Source organism: Sphingomonas horti, from assembly GCF_009753715.1.
Taxonomy (GTDB): Bacteria; Pseudomonadota; Alphaproteobacteria; order Sphingomonadales; family Sphingomonadaceae; genus Sphingomonas_B; species Sphingomonas_B horti.
On sequence record NZ_WQMS01000013.1, the window covers coordinates 296,176 to 314,138 of the forward strand.

Sequence of the window (17,963 nt, forward strand, 5' to 3'; positions counted from 1 at the left end):
CTCCTTGTTTCGGCCCTACTTAGGGAGGGCGCGCGGAGCGCTCAACCGCCGCGACCGCCAAAGATTGTTACGCGTCCGCCAAGCCGGGCTTGAACCGCTCCAGCGTCTCGGCGTCGAGCGGCAGCAGCACCGGCCCGGCGGTGTAGAGCAGTGCGGCCTCGATGGACCGGCCGGGAAAGACCCTGGCGAGCGCGGCGGCATAGGCAGCCATCTGCTTCAGGTGCGATCCGGGCGCTTCGGCCAGGACGGAGGGGGCGCGGCGATTGGTTTTGAAGTCGACCACCCGGACGCGATCGTCCGACACGTGAAGCCGGTCGACCTTGCCCGCCACCACACGGCCCTCGACCACCGCTGCCAGCGGCACCTCGGCGAGGGCATCGGCCGCGAACACGTCGGCAAAACGGGGATCGGCGATGATCGCACAGCTGGTTGCGATCAATTCGGCACGGAGTTCCGGGTCAGCCACGCCACCAGCGCCCGTCAGCCAGCGCTCGCCGGCCTCGGCGCGCGTCTCCGTCCGAACCGTCGGCAGCCGCTCGAACAGCGCGTGCAGCAGCCGCCCTCGCTCGGCGGCTGCGCGCATCTGTGGCGATGGCGGCGGATCGGCGGCCTCGTCCAGCCCGATCGACGACGGCGCGAGCGGCCGCGGCGGCCTCGCTTCCTGCGGCGCCGGCCGGCGTGCCCATTCCGGCACGGACTCCGGCGTCCGGTCGCGCGTCGCCTGGTCTGTCCTTGCCTTGCCCGCCGGCTGGCGAACGCGCCCGGCCCATTCGAGCCGACCATCCTCCAGCGGCTCGGCGCCGAGCGCCTTCAGGCCCCGCTCGACCGCCGCATACCAGCTGTCCTCCGGCGGAACCCCTTTCGCGCGCGGTCCGAGCGCGCCGCCGACATACAGCCGCTCCTCCGCACGCGTCATCGCGACATAGAGCAGCCGCCAATGCTCCTCGCGGTCCTTTCGCTCCGCCTCGGCAAGATCGTCGGCGAGCGAGCCGGCCAGCTCGTCCTTGCGCGGGCGGAACAGCGGCAGCGGTTCGGCCAGTCCTTCCACTTTCCAGTCGAGCCGATTGCGACGATTGGCGCCCGGATCGGTCGTCGCGTCGGCCAGGATCACCAGCGGCGCCTGCAGGCCCTTGGCGCCGTGCGCGGTCATCACCCGCACCGCGTCGAGCGGCTGCGACGGGTCGCGCACGATGTCGACATCGCCACGATCGAACCAGTCGAGGAAGCGCTGCAGCGACGGCGTCGCCTGCCGCTCGAACGCCAGCGCGGCGGAGAGCAATTCCTCGACCGGGTCGCGCGCTTCCTCGCCCAGCCGGGCGAGCAGCCTGCGCCTGCCGTCGAGCGGGCCGGAAAGGATGTTTTCGAAGAAGCGGTACGGCGTGGTGAAGTCGGCGGCGTTGAGGATGGCCGTCAAGGACTCGACGGCCGGCACCAGGACTCGCTCGTCCCGAGCGTAGTCGAGGGGCGCTGGCACAGAGTCCGGGTTGCGCCCCTCGACTTCGCTCCGGACGAGCGGGCTTTGGCGCCCTTGACGGAGATGCCGCCACAAACTTCCTTGCCGCGGCACGGCATTTGCCAGCAGTTGCTCCTGGCTCCAGCCGATCAACGGCGAGACCAGCAAACTGGCGAGCGTCAGGTCGTCATCGGGCTGGAGCGCGAACCGCGCCGCCGCGAGCAGGTCGCGGACGCCGAGCGGTGCGTTCAGCCGCAGCCGGTCGAGTCCCGCCACCGGCACGCCTTCGGCATAGAGCCGCGCGACGATCAGCGAGGCGAGGTCGCCGCGCTTCCTGACCAGCACCATGATATCCTGCGGGCGGAGCGGCCCCTTGCCGAGCATCATCGGCGCGGAAAGCCAACCCTTGATCTGGCGCGCGAGGCCGGTCGCGAACTGGCGCTGGGCATCGTCGACCCAGCCTTCCTCGCCCTCTTCGTCATCCGCCTGCTCGGCCGAGACCGGCTTCCACAGCGTGACCAGGCCCGGCCCGCCGACGGCGCTGCGATGCGGCTCCAGCCGCACGCCGTCTCCGAGTGCGCCATCCACCAGCCCGGCCAGCGTCGCGTCCACCGCTTCCAGCACCGGCGGCGTCGACCGGAAGGAACGGTCGAGCGACAGGTCCTTCAGCCGCCACCCCTCGACGCCGTCGATCCGCGCCCGGAACCATTCGCGCGCGCCGTTGAACAGGTTGGGGTCGGTGCCCTGGAAGCCGAAGATCGCCTGCTTGAAATCGCCGACGGAAAAAATCGTGCGCAGCTTCAATCCCTTGCGTCCGGTCCCTGCATAGAATTCCTCGGCCAGCTTGCCGACGATCGCCCATTGGTTCGCATTCGTATCCTGCGCCTCGTCGACCAGGATATGGTCGGTCGCCTGGTCGAGCTTGTAGCGGATCCACTCGCCCATGCCTGGTTCGCCCAGCAGCCGCACCGTCGCGCGGATCAGGTCGTCGAAGTCGACTACGCCCGCGGCGCGCTTCGCTTCGGCATAGGCATGGGCATAGGCACGGCCCGCGTCCAGCGCAGCTGCGAACAGGTCGGCAAGCCGCGCGCGCACGCGGATCTCGATCAGTTCCTTGCAGCGCCCGTGCAGCCGCGAGGCTAGCTCGGCATAACCGCTGGTCTGCGGCGCCTGGCCCTTGCCGAACGAGCGCGGGTCGCCCTTCGTCGTCGCCCAGACGCTGTGCAGCTCCTCCAGCGCCAGCGCGCGATCGCCCGGCGATAGGCCGCGCCACCTGCCGATGACCTCCGCCCGGTCGAGCCCCTTCGCCGTGCCCCAGTCGCGATTGTCGAACGCGACCTGCTCCAGGCTGGCGAGGTCGAACAGCGCGTCTCCGCATTGCTCTGCGATATGCGCCTCGATGTCATCGACCGGAATGTCGAGCGCGCGGCGCACGAACGGCGCAATGCCCGGAGGCAATTGCGCCATCGCGTCCGGCGCACGGGCGCAGTCGCGAAGGAAAGTCTCGGCCCCTTCTTCGCCCAGCCGGCGGCTCAGCGCCTGCAGGTCGGCAATCAGCCCGCGCCGCCCCTCGCGCTCAGCCTGGAGCACCAGGTCGGCGAGCACGCGGCGCGCGAGCGCCGTCTCCTCGCGCCCCTCCAGCGGCCGCATGCCGGGGGCAAGCCCGGCCTCCAGCGGAAACGAGGCGAGCAGCGCCTGAGCGAAGCTGTGGATCGTCTGGATGCGCAAGCCGCCGCCGCGCGCGTCGAGCACCCGCGCGAAAAGGCCCCGCGCCTGGGCTTGCGCGGCGGGTCCGAAGTCCTCCCCCAGCGCCTTGAGTTCAGTCGCCAGTTCCGCACCGGGCAGCCGCACCCAATGCGCGAGCCGCTCGCTCAAGCGGTTCGCCATCTCGGCGGCGCCCGCCTTGGTGAAAGTGAGGCACAGGATCGAAGACGGATCGGTGCCGGACCTGAGCAGCAGCCGCAGCACCCGCGCGACCAGCACCTGCGTCTTGCCGGTCCCGGCCGACGCCGAAAGCCACACCTGCGCGCGCGGATCGGACGCCTCGCGCTGTTCGGGCTGGAGGGGGGGAAGGGGCCGCATCACAAATCCTCCCCAAGCTGTGCTTGGGGAGGGGGACCGCCGAAGGCGGTGGAGGGGCCCGTTCCCCGGCCTTGAGCCGGGGGATGGGTATTTCCGTCCGCTTCGCGGCCCGCCCCTCCACCGTGCTTCGCATGGGCCCCCTCCCCTGCATTCGCAGGGGAGGATTGATCCCGCCCATACCATTCCTCCAGCCGCATCAACTGGTCGTAATCCCCGTACGGCGCATGCTCCGGGTGCAGCTTGGCGGTGAACGGCTCGGCGCCGGTCAGCCAGCGCTCGACCGCGCCTTGCAGGTTGCTCGCCGCGCGCGCGACGAACTGGTCAGTGAAGATGCGCCCGCCCTTCCCCACCGGATCGACCGGCGTCACGATCTTGCCGAACCCGTCCTGCGTGTTGCGCGCGAGCGACCAATATTCGAAGCCACCCGCCGTGCCGGCCACGCCATCGAACGCGCCGCGCTCGGCCATCAGCCCGATCAGCCCCAATTGCTGGGCATAGCCGCTCGCGACCTGCTTCGGCGACGGCGCGTTGCCGGTCTTGTAGTCGATGATCGCGAGGCTGCCGTCCGGCCGCCGGTCGATGCGGTCGGCGACACCCTTCAGCGTCACGCCGAAGTCCTCGATCTCGCCCTTGCATTCGACGGCGAGCACGCGGTGCCCGTCCGCCTTGCGCACAGCCATTTCCGCCGCGATCCAGTCGATCGCCTCGATCAGCCGCGGCTCCCATAGCGCGCGCATCAGCGGGTGCGCATCGGCGTCGGCCAACATCGCCTCGGCGCGGGGGCGGAGCCTGGCGGGATCGCAGTCGTCCTCCTTCGCCCAGAGCTCCAGCACCTTGTGGACCATCGTCCCGCGCCACGCCGCCGTCGGGTCGGCATCGACCGGATCGAGCGGGAAAAGTTTGAGCATGGCCTTTGCGTAAAAGGCGAACGGATCGGCTTTCAGCCGGTCCAAGTCGGTGACCGACAGCCGCTTGGGCCGAGCCTCGACCGGCGGCGCGGGCGCTGGCCGCGGCGTGGGTTTCGGCTCCTCCACGCCGTCCAGCGATTGTGCCCAATGCTTCAGCCGCTCCGCGCGCGGCAGTCCGCCGGTCAGCGCCTCCAGCCGCAGCCAAAAGCGCGATGCCACCGCTGGCCCCCGCGCATCGCGCCGCGCTCGCGTGATCAGCACCTGCGGCGCGCCCAGCGCTCCGGCAAAGCTGTGTGCCGCCAAACCGATCCGGGTCTCCAGCCCAGGCAGGCCGAGTTCCGCGCGGATGCGCGGCGCTAGCCACGGGTCGGGCGACGGCAGTGCGGGCCAGGTGCCTTCGTTCAGGCCGGCCAGGATCGTCAGGTCGGCCTGTTGCAATCGCGCCTCGATCAGGCCGCGGATGAAAATGCGCGGATGCCCGCCCTGCGGCGGCCGCACCGCGACCCCGTTCATCAGCTCGGTGAGCATCGGACCGAGCGCATCGGCGTCGATCCGCGCCGGCCCGTCGGCCGCGTGTTCCTCAAGGCCGGCAAAAAGCTCAGCCGCAGCCCGCCCGGCCGGCTTCGCCCAGACCTCGTCCCCCGCAAGCCGCTCCGCCGTCTCGCGGACCGCGGCCAAGAGATCTACAAAGCTCGCGCCGGCAGCGAACACGGCTTCCAAAGGCGCCAGCCACGCCCACACGCGCTCCGAGGCCACCGTATCCGGCAGATGCGCGAGCCCCGGTGCGGGCCGCGGCCCGCGCAGCTTGCGGTCGAGCCGCCGCACCTGCTCCAGCCATTCCGCTCTGCCCTCGCCGGCCTGCACCAGCGGGTGTTTCAACAAAGCCAGCAGCGGTACCGGGGCGAACCGCTCCGCCACCGCCTCGGCGATCGCGAGCAGCAACGTGCCCGGCGGTGTCACTGACAATGGCACGCCCGCGGAATCGTCGGCGTCGATGTTCCACCGCTTCAGATGCGCCGACACGCGCTGGGCGAGCCCGCGATCCGGCGTCACCAGCGCCGCGGTGCGTCCGGGCACCTCCAGCCCTTCGCGCAGCGCCAGCGCGATCGCCTGCGCTTCGTCGGCCGGAGTCGCGACCTCGAGCACTTCGACTCCCGACCGGTCCCGCTCCTTGCGCGGCAGGTCGGTCCACTCGGTCGTGAAGCGCGCCGGCGCGAGCGCGTTGGAGATCAGCCGGCTGCGTCCCGCGCGCGCGGCGTGGCCGCCGCCCCAGCGCCAGCGCTCCACTTCCCCGCGCGCGACGCCCATCCGGTCGAGCAGCAGCTTCAGGTGAAATTGCGGGTGCGTCTCCACGGGCCGTTCGGCGATGCCAGTCTCGGGATCGGCGCGGTGCGGTCCGAGCGCCGCCCATTGCTCCTCCGGCATGCCCGGGTCGAGCGCGTCGAACACCACGCGCCCGTTCGGCATGAACGCAACCGTCCTGAGCAGCGCGGCGACCGCCGGAGCCGCGGTGGAAATACCCGCGGCGACGACGAACCCGGGCGGCGGCGACTCACGCCAGCGGTTCGCGACGCGCTCCAGCAGCCGGTTGCGGCGATCACTGAGGTCGATTCGTCCGAGCCGCGCCAGCTCCCTCGGCCAGCGGTCGAGCACCAGCTCGAACAGCTTCAGCGAGCGGGCCCAATGCTCGGTCAGCTCCCCCACATCGATCTCGCGCAGCCGCTGCGGCGGCACGCTCTCGACGTGCAGCTGGTCCAGCGTGCGTGCGAGTTCCGCCGCCAGCCGCATCGCCTCGGCGCCGGCAGCGCCGCCGCTTTCCTCGATCAGCCGCGCGAGGATCAACTGGCGCTGCAGCGGACCCACCGCGGGCGGAATCGGCTCCTCGTCGATCGGGTCGAGGAAGGCGCCGATACGCTCGTCCAGCTCCGGATCGCCGATCGGCACCAGCCGCGGCAGCAGCAACCCGCCTTCTGCCCGCCGCACGAACGCGTCCTGAACGGCACGCGCCGCGCGGTTGTTCGGCACCAGCACCAGCCCGCGGGCCAGTGTCATCCGGTCCCGCCCCTCCCGCGCCATCAGCCCGGCGACAAGCGCGTCGGCGAAACTGCGATGCGGCGGGATGGTGTAGAGCGACGGGCGGATCACGCGGCGACGATAGCGACGGCACGCCTCAAGTCGAGCACCTTTTGTTCCGCTTTGGCGCTATTCCCTGGCCAGCATGGCTTCGGTCAGCTTGACCGCCGGCGGCGTGCCGACCTCGAACCACAAGCCGTTGTGCACCTGCCCATAGGCGCGGCCTTGCGCGATCGCGCGGTCCCAGAGCAGGTTCAGCGAAAACGGCTCCGGCTTCGCGCCTTCGAACAGCCGCTTCGAGAGGATCTGCACGCCCGTGTACACGAACGGCGCCACTCGCCCCGGCCTGCGCCGGCTGAGCCGTCCGGCCCCGTCCATGTGAAAGTCGCCGCGGCCCGGATAGCCATTGGCGCGGGCGAACGGCACCAGCAGCAGCAGCGCGTCCATCTCCGCGTCGTTCCAGCGCGCCGCCAGCGCGCGGATCGAGTCGGCCGGCCCGTCGACCCAGAGGCTGTCGCTGTTCACGACCAGGAACGGATCATCGCCGATCAGCGGCAGCGCCTTGACCAGCCCGCCGCCGCTGTCGAGCAATTGCTCCCGTTCATCAGAGATAGCAATATCAATCCCTTGCACCCGGCGCTTCAGATGAGCTTCGAGCGCGTCGGCGAGGTAATGGACGTTGACGACCGCCCGCTTCACCCCCGCCGCCTTCAGCCGGTCGAGCGCATGGTCGAGCAGCGGCTTGCCGGCGACCACGACCAGCGGCTTGGGCCGGGTCGCGGTCAGCGGGCGCATCCGCTTGCCGAGCCCGGCCGCCAGCACCATCGCGGTGTCGAGCGGCGGCGCGTCCGGCTGCGGGCGCAGCGCGAGCGGCTTCCTGTAGCGGCTCATGCGATCGTCGCGCTGCCGCGCTTGTCGGCGGGGATGTTGGCGTCGAACCAGGCGCGGACCGGCGCCAGCGCCGGCTGCGCCAGATCCCGTTCCAGATAACCCCAGACGCGCGGCAGGTAGGAGAGATAGCGCGGTTTGCCATCCCGCTTCCACAGGCGCGTGAAGATGCCGACGATCTTGGCGTTGCGCTGGGCGCCGAGCAGCCAATAGGCATCGGTGAAACCCTCGCCCGGGCGCGTCGCCTCCAAATAGCGGTTCAGCATGTCGGCTTCGAGCGCTTTCGGCACATCGCGGCGCGCGTCCTGCAGCAGCGACACCAGGTCGTAGGCCGGATGCCCCGCAAGCGCGTCCTGGAAATCGAGCAGGCCCAGGCCTTCGATCCCCTCGCGGCCCTCGATCAGCATGATGTTCTCGGCGTGATAGTCGCGCAGCACCGTGACCGACCGGTCGTGCAGCAGCGGGGCAAGCGCTTCGGACCAGGCCACGCGATAGCTGCCCGGATCCAGGTCCAGCCCGACCGCCGGCGCGAACCATTCGGTCAGCAGTCCCGCCTCGCGCAGATATTCCTGCTCGTCATAGGGCGGCAGGTCGGCGGCACGATGCTTGTGCAGCCGCGCGAGCAGGTCGACCGCGTCGGAATAGATGCGCAGCTCCGCCTCGGGCGCGGCGTCGAGCACCTCGCGCATCCGCGCGTCGCCGAAATCCTCGAGCAGCACCAGCCCCTGTTCCAGGTCGGCGGCAAGCGTCCGCGGAGCCGACAGGCCGATCGCGATCAGGTGCTCGGCGACCGTCAGGAACGGCCGCGGATCCTCGTGCGGCGCGGGCGAATCCATCAGAACCGCATGCCGGCCGGGCGCCTCCACCCGGAAATAGCGTCGGAACGAGGCATCGCCGGCAAGCGGCAGGATTTCGGCATCGTGCCAGCCCGCGCGCTTCAGGAATTCGGGCGCGGCGGCAGGCGGATTCATCGGGGCGACCATCGCGCCTCCCATGACGGCGGCACGTCCGCTGTCAAGCGCCGCCCGCCCTCCGCCGCCGCCTCGATCCGCAGCCTGAGCGCCCCGCGCCAAAACTCTGCGCCCAGCCGTTCCGGCCATTCGACGAGCAGCAGGTGATCGCCCCGCAGCTCGTCCACCCCGAGCTCCTCCGCCTCCTCCGGATGCTCGATCCGGTACAGGTCGACATGAGCGACGGGCAGGCGCGTTTCCGGGGGGCCATAGGCCTGCACGATCGCGAAGGTCGGGCTCGGCGCCTCGCCTTGCAGCCCCAGCGCTGCCAGCAGGCCGCGCGCGAGCGTCGTCTTGCCCGCGCCCAGTTCGCCCGAAAGGGTGATCACGTCGCCCGCTTTCGCCAGCGCCGCCAATTCCGCGCCCGCTGCGAGCGTGGCCGCCTCGTCCCGGAGGATCACGTCCGCGGCAGCTCGACCGTGACGGCGGTGCCCTGGCCCGGCTCCGACGCCAGGCTCAGCGAGCCGCCATGCGCCTCGACGAACTGTCTCGCGAGCGGAAGGCCAAGCCCCAGCGAGGCGCCGCGCTCGCCCTCGCCGGTCGCGCGGCTGAAGCGGTCGAATGCGCGCGCCTGCTCCTTCGGCGTCATGCCGGGGCCATTGTCGGAAATCACGATCCGCGCCGTTTCCGCGAATCCTTCACCCTTCAGCAGGATGCGGCCCCCGGGCGGCGTGAAGCGGATCGCATTGGCCAGCAGATTGTCGAGCACTTGCCGGATCCGCCGCGCATCGCCGTGCAGCGTGCCGAGGCTCTTGTCGAGCTCGGCCACGAATTCGATGGATTTCTCGGCCGCCGCCGACTCCGCCGCCTTGCACGCCTCGCGCGCGACGCGGCGCATGTCGACCGACTTGCGCTCCAGCGGCAGTCCCCCGGCCTCGCTCTGCGTCAGGTCGAGCACATGATCGATCAGGGTGCTCAGCCGCGCCACCGAATCGAGGATCGCCCGGACATATTCGTCTGCGGCCGGCGCCAGCTGACCGGCATAGCCGCCTGCCAGCATCTCCGCGAAGCCGCCGATCGAGGTTAGCGGTGTCCTGAGTTCATAGCTCATGTTCGCGACGAAGGCGGTCTTGACGCGGTCGGCGTCCTCCAGCGCCTCGTTGCGATCCCTGAGCGCGGCCTCGATCCGGCGGCTGTCGGAAATGTCGAGCATCGTGAACAGCGCGTTGCCGTCGGGCAGCGGCACCGCGGCGAACTCGAAATGCCGGCCGTTCTTCAACGCGACGCGGCCGCTGCGCTGCTTGCGCTCCTGCGTCGCCACCCGCACCAGCTCGCGGATCACCGCCGCGCGGGAGGGGTTGGCGAGCTGGCGGCCCGCCGCCTCGGCCAGATGGTCGACGCGCGGGTGCGCGGTCAGGAAGCTCTCGTCGAGGTCCCAGACCTCGCGGAATTTCTGGTTCCAAAGCTGCAGCCGCCCGTCGGCCGCGAACACGCCGATCGCCTCGAACAGGTTGTCGATCGTCGCCGCCCGCACCCGCAGCAGCGTGTCGCGCGCGCTCGCCAGCGCGACCTGCTCGGTCCGGTCCTCGAAGATGAGCAGCAGCCCACCATCGGGCAGGGGCTGGGCGACGACGCGCAGGTGAACGCCGCCCGGCAGCATCCACGCTTCTTCCTGCCCTTCGTCGGCGGCAGTGAACCAGCCGCGCCGCTCGTTGCGCCAGGCGCGGAAGTCGCGCACTTCCGGCAGCCGCCCCGCCTCGCGCATCCGCTCGATCACCCGGTCGAACTCGGGGCCCTCCGACAGCCATTCGGACTTCATCGCGAACAGCCGCATGAAAGCCTGGTTGTGAAAGCTGAGCGTCCGGTCCGCCGCGAACTGCGCGACGCCGGCCGACAGACGGTCGAGCAGGTCGCGCTGCGCTTCGGCGAAGCGCCGGAACGCAACGCGCGCCTGCTCCAGCTCCTCGACGTCGATGGCATAGCCCGCCACTCCTGCCTTGCCGAGCGGCACGTCGACGACCGAAAGGCTACGCCGTTCGCCGCCCACGGTGGCGGGCAGGACGCGGGAAATGGTGCGGTCGCCGTCGCGCGCGGCGGCCGCAGCTGCGATCGGGTTCCGGCCCGGCGCCGCCTCTACCAGCTCGACCCCGCGCGCGATCACGTCCGCGGCGCTCTCCGCCTCGACCGCCTTCACATAGGCGGTGTTGACGAGCGTCAGCTTCAGGTCCGGCCCGCGATGCCACATCGGAATGGGCGACGCCTCGATCAGCCCGGAGAGCGCGTCGAAGGCCTTGGCCAGCCGATCGGCCTCGTCGGTCAGCCGCGCGATTTCGCCGCGCACCTGGGTGGCGTCGAACAGATAGAGAATGGCCGCGCCCGGCTCGGCCACGCCGGGCGGCGCGGGCCCGCCGCGCACGGTGAAGGTGCGGTTCGATTGTTGCGGCCGCAATGAGCGGTAGACCGCCTTGCCGGTCGACTGGGCAAGCCGGACATCGTCGCGCAGCGCCTCGAGATCGGCCTCCGAAAGTCCCTTGTCCGCCGCCGTCAGCGCGTCGAGCGTCGCCGGCTGCTCGTCGAGCCCCATCCAGTCGGCCAGGCGGTCTGACCCTTCCAGCGTGCCGTCCGCATGGACCAGCACGATCAGCGCCGGCGCCGCGCCGATCAGCGCCTGCAGCCGGCTGCTGCGCAGCGCCGCCTCCTGGGCGCTACGCCGCAGCCGCAGCCCGGTCGCGAGCGCCCAGGCGGCGGCCCCGAGCCAGAGGGCAAGGAGCGCGCCGACAATCGCGGCCGCGGAGGTCGTCAGCTGGAGCACGCGAGCGTCTTAGCCGGACTTGCCTGGATCAGATATCCCCATCGCTGTGCGACGCGCCCGCCCGGCCGGCTGAAGCGCTGCCGGACGCTTCCCACCAATAGGGCTGACGCTTCCGGCTGCCGGTCTCGACCTCATTCATCGTCAGCGGGTCGAACATGCGGCCGCCCAGCATCACGCGGCTGATCTTCTCGCTGTTGCGGATGTTCTCGGTCGGATCGGCGTCGAGCACGAGAAGGTCGGCCAGCTTGCCCGGCTCCAGCGAGCCGACGTCCTTCGCATAGCCGAGCGAGGTCGCCGCCATGATCGTGCCGGCGCGCAGCGCCTCGAGCGGCGACCAGCCGCCGCGGACGAACGACCAGAGCTCCCAATGCGCACCCATCCCCGCCTGCTGGCCGTGCGCGCCGATCGCGACCTGCACGCCCTTGTCGGCGAGCTTCTTGGCCTCGCGCGCGCTGTCGTCGTCGACATAGTCTTCCTCGGGCGCGATCTCGCGGCGCGTGTTCTGCGATGCCAGGATGCCGGGCGGAATGTGCCGCATCAGCACGGGCTGGCGGAACACGTCGGTATGCGATCGCCAATAGGGATCGCCCGCGGGTCCGCCATAGGTCACCACCAGGGTCGGCGTGTAATTGGTCTTGGTCTGGGTCCAGAACTGGACTAGGTCGTCGTAGAAGACGTTGAGCGGCACGTTGTGCTCGACCGTCGAGTTGCCGTCCTGGATATGGGTAATGTCCAGCGTGAACAGCGAGCCGCCTTCCGGCACGACCTCCATATTCTCGGCCTGGGCGGCGCGCACGATCATTTGCCGCTGCTCGCGGCGCGGCTGGTTGTAGTTCTTGACCGAATGGGCGCCCTGCGCCTTCAGGCGGCGCACATCGGCCAGCGCGTCCTCGTACTTGTTGATTTCCGCGTACACGTCAGGCGCCTTGGCGCCGTAGATGATCTCGCCCGTCGAGAAGATGCGCGGTGCCAGCATCTTGCCCGCCCGCTGCATCTCGGACGCGACGAAGATCTCCGACGCCCGTGCCGAGGGATCGTGAATCGTCGTCGTTCCCATCGCCAGATTGACGATATTCGACCAATTCTGCTGCGGGACCAGCCCGTCCTCGCCCTGCGGGCCGTGCGCATGCGCATCGACCAGGCCGGGGATGATCGTCTTGCCGGCAACGTCGATTGTCCTGGCGCCGGCCGGGATCGTCGTGGAGCCGCGCGGGCCGACCGCGACGATGCGGTCGCCGCGGATCACGATCACGCCATCCTCGACGATGCCGCCGTCCTTGCTCGCCATGGTGACGATCTTCGCGCCGGTCAGCGCGATGGTGGCGGTCGGCTTGTCGGCCGGGACCTGCATCGACAGGTTCACGCCCGTCCGCGGCGGCTGGAATTTCGGGGCATTCTCGCCGGCGGGCGCGAGCTGGAAGAAGCTCGCCGAGTCTGCGGTGAACACGGTCGGCCCCATGCTCCAGTGGAGCTGCCGCCCGTCGTTCGACCAGTGAATGAAGTCGGCGCCCTCGGCGCTGACCCGCGTCACTGGCAGCGGCCCGCCCTTCTGGTCGGCGGATACGTCTTGCGTGCCCGGCATCAGCGGCATCACGAACGCCTCGTAATTCTGGCGGAACGCGAGCAGCCGGCCGTCGGCCGAGACTTCATAGTCGTTGACCAGCTCGCCGGTCGCATGGACCCGCTTCGCCTGGCCGCTCAAGTCGGTCGAGACGAGCTGGCGCTTGCCCCGCTCGCTCACGATCATGAACACCCGGTCGCTGGCCGCGCCGAATTGCGGCACTGCGCCGTCCTTCGCGACGCGCGCCGGGGCCCCGCCGCTTGCCGCGACCTTGTAGACGCCGGGATCGTTCGACCATTTGTCGGAGGTCAGGAAGCCGCCCTCGACGCGCTCGAACACGATCGTCTTGCCGTCGGGCGAGAATTGCGGCCGCGCATAATGGCCGGGCTGCGTCGTCACGTCCTTCGCCGTCCCGCCGCTCGCAGAGACGGTACGGACGCGCCCCACTCCCAGGTCGGTCCAGTCGACAAAGGCGATCGTCCGCCCGTCGCGCGACCAGGTCGGGTACATCTCGAAGCTGTCGTCCTTGGCGTTGGTCAGCCGCCGCGCCGTGCCGCCAGCCATCGGCTTCACCCAGAGCTTGCCGAGCGTTTCGAACACGACCTGCCGCCCGTCCGGCGAGACGGTGGCCCAGCGCGGCATCTTGGTCGTGAAGCTGTCGGGAGCGACCTCCACCTGCGGATGGGTAGCGTCGATCACCACCCGCGTGTCCTGCACGTGGAAAGGGATTTCGGCGGCGCCCGTGCCGTCGGCGTTGACGCGCCGGATCTTGCCGCCCGCCCAGAAGACGACGCTCTTCGCGTCCGGCGTCCAGGCCATGTTCGGGTACACGCCCGTCACGGCCCAGGTCTCCTGCACGTCCTGGTCGAGATCGTCGTAGATCTTGCGCTCCTCGCCCGAGGCGAGGTCGCGCACGTAAAGCTTCGACTTGGTGCGCTCGCGCCGCACGAAGGCGATCTTCTTGCCGTCCGGCGATGGCGTCGGCCGCACCGACCCACCCGCCCCCGACGCGATCGTCGTCACCTCGCCGGTTTCGAGGTCGTAATTCTCTATGTGGAACAGGTCGCTGTTCGAGTTCTGCGCGTATTCGAAGATCGGGCCCGGCGTGACGTTGCGTTCGTAATAGACGCTCTTGCCGTCGGGCGCGAAGATCGGCTCGCCCAACTCCTTCTGCAGCTGCTCGCTTGCGCGCTTGACGAGCGGCACGCCGCCCCCGCCAGAGACGTGATACAGCCACACCTCGCCGGTGCCGAGCGAACGCCCGGTCGTGAAATGCTTCTTGGCGACGATGAAGCGGCCGTCCGGGCTCCAGCTCGGCTGGTTCAGCAGGCGGAAGTCCTCCTTCGTCACCTGCCGTTTGTCGGAGCCGTCGACGTTCATCACCCAGATATTGTCGCCGCCGCCGCGGTCGGAGACGAAGGCGATGCGCTTGCCGTCGGGCGAAAAACGCGGCTGCTGCTCATAGGCCAGGCCTTCCGCGATCCGGGTCGGCGTGCCGCCGGCGATTGGAATGGTGTAGATGTCGCCCAGCAGGTCGAACGCGATCCATCGCCCGTCGGGTGACACGTCGGTGTTCATCCAGCTGCCTTCGCGCACGTCGACCGCGATCTGGCGCGTGGCCATGCCCGGGGGTGCGTTCACGTCCCATTTTTCTGGCTGGGCCGGGTTCACTGCCGGCGTCGTGGCACCGGTGGGCGGCAGTGGCGCGCTGCGCTGCTCCGGATTGAGCACCTGGTTTTCAGGCGCCTGGGTCTCCTCGACCGGTTGCGGCTGGGGCTTTGGCGGGGTCGGCGCCTGCGCAAAGGCCGAGGTCGTCGCCAGCAATCCGGCCAGCAGCGCGGTCAATCGAATCGTCATGTCGTGAGCATCCCCAGGATTCTATTCTGGGGGACTGCTCTAGGAACAAACCGCCCTGCCCGACAAGGCTATGTGATCAGTCCGTTCGACGAGCGCCAGTCCGTTGCCGATCGGCGCCGAGCCCGCGCACCCCGAAGATCGCCCGCGCCGCCTCGGCCGGACTGAGGCCGGGCAGGATCGCCGCCTGGCGCATGCGATCGGCATCGCTTCCGCAGGCGAAGTGGGCGAGGGGGGCGGTCTCGGCATGAACACCGTCGCAACGGCCCGACCAGCTCGCGATGCTGGCCGCGCCGTCGCGGGTGATGCGGACCGCGCGCACGCTCGCCCGGTCGCCGTCGCGGCGAATGCTGCCGGCATCGGCGAACACCGCCGCCGCATCGTGCGAGTCGCCCGCGACCCACCACCATTCCGCCGCCGCCGCCTGCGCCGGCAATGCGACGGTGCCGAGCGCGGCGCCGATCAGCCAGAGCACCTTGTTCTCCCTTCAACCATGCCGGGAAAACAGCGGACAGGCGCTCCGGTTTCTCTCAATCGCGGTTAATAGCGGTAATGGTCCGGCTTGAACGGGCCTTCGGTCGATACGCCGATATAGTCGGCCTGCTTCTTGCTGAGCTTGGTCAGCTTCACGCCCAGCTTTTCCAGGTGCAGCATCGCCACCTTCTCGTCGAGGTGCTTGGGCAGCACGTACACTTCGTTCTTGTAGCTGGCGTGGTTCTTCCACAGCTCGATCTGCGCCAGCGTCTGGTTGGTGAAAGAGGACGACATCACGAAGCTCGGATGCCCCGTCGCGCAGCCCAAATTCACCAGCCGCCCCTTGGCGAGCACGATGATCTTCTTCCCATCCGGAAACTCGACCTCATCGACCTGCGGCTTGATCTCGGTCCACTTCATGTTGGCGAGCGCGCCGATCTGGATCTCGCTGTCGAAGTGGCCGATGTTGCAGACGATCGCCATGTTCTTCATCTCGCGCATGTGATCGAGCGTGATCACGTCCGCGTTGCCGGTGGCGGTCACGAAGATGTCGGCGCGCTTCACCGCCTCTTCCATCGTCACGACTTCATAGCCTTCCATCGCCGCCTGCAGCGCGCAGATCGGATCGATCTCGGTGACGAGCACGCGGGCACCGCCGTTGCGCAGCGACGCGGCCGAACCCTTGCCGACATCGCCGAAGCCGGCGACGCAGGCGACCTTGCCGGCCAGCATCACGTCGGTCGCGCGGCGGATCGCGTCGACCAGCGATTCCTTGCAGCCATAGAGATTGTCAAACTTCGACTTGGTGACGCTGTCGTTGACGTTGATCGCCGGGAACGGGAGCTTGCCCTTCTTGGCGAGGTCATACAGCCGGTGGACGCCGGTGGTGGTCTCTTCCGACACGCCCTTGATCGTCTGCACGGTCCTGGTGAGGTAGCCCGGACGTTCCGCGAGGAAGCGCTTCAGCGTGGCGACGAAGATTTCCTCTTCCTCATTGGTCGGCGTGAACAGCTCCTCGCCCGCCTCGGCCCGCGCGCCCCACAGCGCGAACATCGTCGCGTCGCCGCCATCGTCCAGGATCATGTTGGCAGTCATGTCCTGCCCCCAGTCGAAGATGCGGACGACGTAATCCCAATATTCCTCGAGCGTCTCGCCCTTCACCGCGAACACCGGCACGCCCGACCTGGCGATCGCGGCGGCAGCATGGTCCTGGGTCGAAAAGATGTTGCAGCTTGCCCAGCGCACCTGCGCGCCGAGCGCGGTCAGCGTCTCGATCAGCACCGCCGTCTGGATCGTCATGTGCAGCGATCCGGTGATGCGCGCGCCCTTCAGCGGCTGCTCCGCGCCATATTCCTCGCGCAGCGCCATCAGGCCGGGCATTTCGGTCTCGGCGATCTCGATCTCCTTGCGGCCGAAATCGGCAAGGCTCAGGTCGGCGACGACATAATCTTTGGCTTCGAGAACGGTGGCCACGGGCAATCTCCGGCGTAAGAACAAAACCGGCCGTCTGCAGAGTCGCGGACGGCCGGGTTGCCGGAGCCCTTAGCGCCGTGAAGCGCTCAAGGCAAATATAAAGATATCTTTATATGCCCCCCAGAGATCGGGGCGGGGCATATATGTCTTAGCGATTGGACGCGTAGGTCAGCGGCGCCTTGGTCACGCCGCGGCAGCGCGCGCCGTCGATCGCCGGCTCCATCCGGGCATCGGCAGCGAGGCGGTACAGCGCCTCGGCCGAACCCTTGGTCGCCACCGCCGCCCGGACGATCGACGCGGTGTCCGCGCAATCGAGGTCGCCGGTGCCCGCACCGTAGCGGTTCGCGACCGTGGTCATGTAATTGTCATAGGCATTGAGGCCGCCGAAATGGGCCTTCAGCTCCGCATTCGCCTTCAGCAGCGCCGGGCGGCTGATCTGAACGAAACGGTTATATTCGGTCAGGAAGCTGGCGGACGTCTTGCGGCAACGCAGCGCCTGCACCATCAGCATCGTGTCGAGTTCGCGGACCTGCGCGGCCTGGTAGGCGGCGTCGGTCCAGCAGGCGGCACTGGCCGGAGTGGCCAGCATCGCGGCCGCGGCGGCAGCGGCAAGCCCCTTGTCGATGATCCCCATAAAAGTCCCCGATCTGCGGCCGCATCAGCGCGACCGTTCCCATCCTGCGGGATCGAGCTTGTCGGGAGTCTTTTGAAATCCGGTTAACGCGCCGGAAAAGCTGTTTCTTTTCAGGGCTTAGTGCGCTCGAGCAAAACCAGCTCCTTGCCGCGATAGCTGCCCCGTCCATATTCGGCATAGCCGAGCGCCTGGGCGGTGCGGATCGAGGGCAGGTTCTCCGGGTCGATCATGCAAACCGTGCGCGGCCAGCGATGCTCCGATTCGCCCCAGCGCAGGGCCGCGTTCATCGCCTCGCGGGCATAGCCTTTGCCGTGCCCGGCGGGCAGCAGCACCCAGCCCGCTTCGGGCGCACTGTCAAAGCGCTCGCCCAGCCCCCGCCGCCCCTCGAACAACCCAACGTCGCCGATGAAGCGCCCGGTCTCCAGCTCCTCGACCGCCCAAAGGCCATAGCCGTTCACCGCCCAATGGCCGACATAGCGGAGCAATCGGTTCCAGCAGTCCTCAGCCGCGACCGGCTGGCCGCCGAAGTGATGCACGACGGCCGGGTCTTGCCAGAGTTTGACGATATCCGCGGCATCGTCGCGCCGATGGGGGCGCAGGCGCAGGCGCTCGGTGCGGATTTCGGGTGCGCTTCGGATAGGCACGACGAGGACTCCGTTCGGGTTGAGCCTGTCGAAGCCCTCCCTTTGCTTTCTGCTTCGTCGTAAGAAGAAGGAAGCGCTTCGACAAGCTCAGCCCGAACGGGTTTTGGGTCATACGCTGTGGCAATTCCGCGGGCCCAATCCTAAAGACCGCGCAACG

The 17,963-nt window shown here is 69.2% G+C and carries 11 protein-coding genes; all 11 read right to left on the reverse strand.

Annotated elements, in window-relative coordinates; all coding sequences use genetic code 11:
• Positions 1–67: 67 nt before the first annotated feature.
• Positions 68–3,535: a double-strand break repair helicase AddA gene (addA, locus tag GON01_RS11020; RefSeq protein ID WP_157027406.1), complete on the reverse strand. Its 3,468-nt coding sequence runs from the start codon at positions 3,533–3,535 to the stop codon at positions 68–70.
• Positions 3,535–6,588: a PD-(D/E)XK nuclease family protein gene (locus GON01_RS11025; protein WP_309503486.1), complete on the reverse strand. Its 3,054-nt coding sequence runs from the start codon at positions 6,586–6,588 to the stop codon at positions 3,535–3,537. Before GON01_RS11025 ends, addA begins: the two co-directional genes overlap by 1 nt.
• Positions 6,589–6,645: 57 nt before the next feature.
• Positions 6,646–7,407 (reverse strand): nucleotidyltransferase family protein, encoded by a 762-nt coding sequence (locus GON01_RS11030; protein ID WP_157027407.1) that lies wholly within the window; start codon positions 7,405–7,407, stop codon positions 6,646–6,648.
• Complete coding sequence (locus tag GON01_RS11035) at positions 7,404–8,375, reverse strand: aminoglycoside phosphotransferase family protein (RefSeq protein WP_157027545.1); 972 nt, start codon at positions 8,373–8,375, stop codon at positions 7,404–7,406. The genes GON01_RS11030 and GON01_RS11035 overlap by 4 nt, the downstream gene beginning before the upstream one ends.
• Positions 8,372–8,815, reverse strand: coding sequence for a tRNA (adenosine(37)-N6)-threonylcarbamoyltransferase complex ATPase subunit type 1 TsaE (tsaE, locus tag GON01_RS11040; protein ID WP_181600051.1), 444 nt, complete (start codon positions 8,813–8,815; stop codon positions 8,372–8,374). The genes GON01_RS11035 and tsaE overlap by 4 nt, the downstream gene beginning before the upstream one ends.
• A complete protein-coding gene (locus GON01_RS11045; protein ID WP_181600052.1) occupies positions 8,812–11,166 on the reverse strand; it encodes a sensor histidine kinase in 2,355 nt (784 codons plus the stop codon). Before GON01_RS11045 ends, tsaE begins: the two co-directional genes overlap by 4 nt.
• 28 nt (positions 11,167–11,194) lie before the next feature.
• A complete protein-coding gene (locus tag GON01_RS11050) occupies positions 11,195–14,584 on the reverse strand; it encodes an amidohydrolase family protein (protein WP_157027408.1) in 3,390 nt (1,129 codons plus the stop codon).
• Positions 14,585–14,660: 76 nt separating this feature from the next.
• Positions 14,661–15,056 carry a hypothetical protein gene (locus tag GON01_RS11055; protein WP_157027409.1) on the reverse strand — a complete coding sequence of 132 codons (396 nt, stop codon included), beginning with the start codon at positions 15,054–15,056 and terminating at the stop codon, positions 14,661–14,663.
• A 65-nt stretch (positions 15,057–15,121) separates the two neighbouring features.
• Complete coding sequence (gene ahcY, locus GON01_RS11060) at positions 15,122–16,528, reverse strand: adenosylhomocysteinase (RefSeq protein WP_181600053.1); 1,407 nt, start codon at positions 16,526–16,528, stop codon at positions 15,122–15,124.
• 148 nt (positions 16,529–16,676) lie between these two features.
• A complete protein-coding gene (locus tag GON01_RS11065; RefSeq protein ID WP_157027411.1) occupies positions 16,677–17,162 on the reverse strand; it encodes a hypothetical protein in 486 nt (161 codons plus the stop codon).
• Positions 17,163–17,272: 110 nt separating this feature from the next.
• Positions 17,273–17,806, reverse strand: coding sequence for a GNAT family N-acetyltransferase (locus tag GON01_RS11070; protein WP_181600054.1), 534 nt, complete (start codon positions 17,804–17,806; stop codon positions 17,273–17,275).
• Positions 17,807–17,963 lie beyond the last annotated feature (157 nt).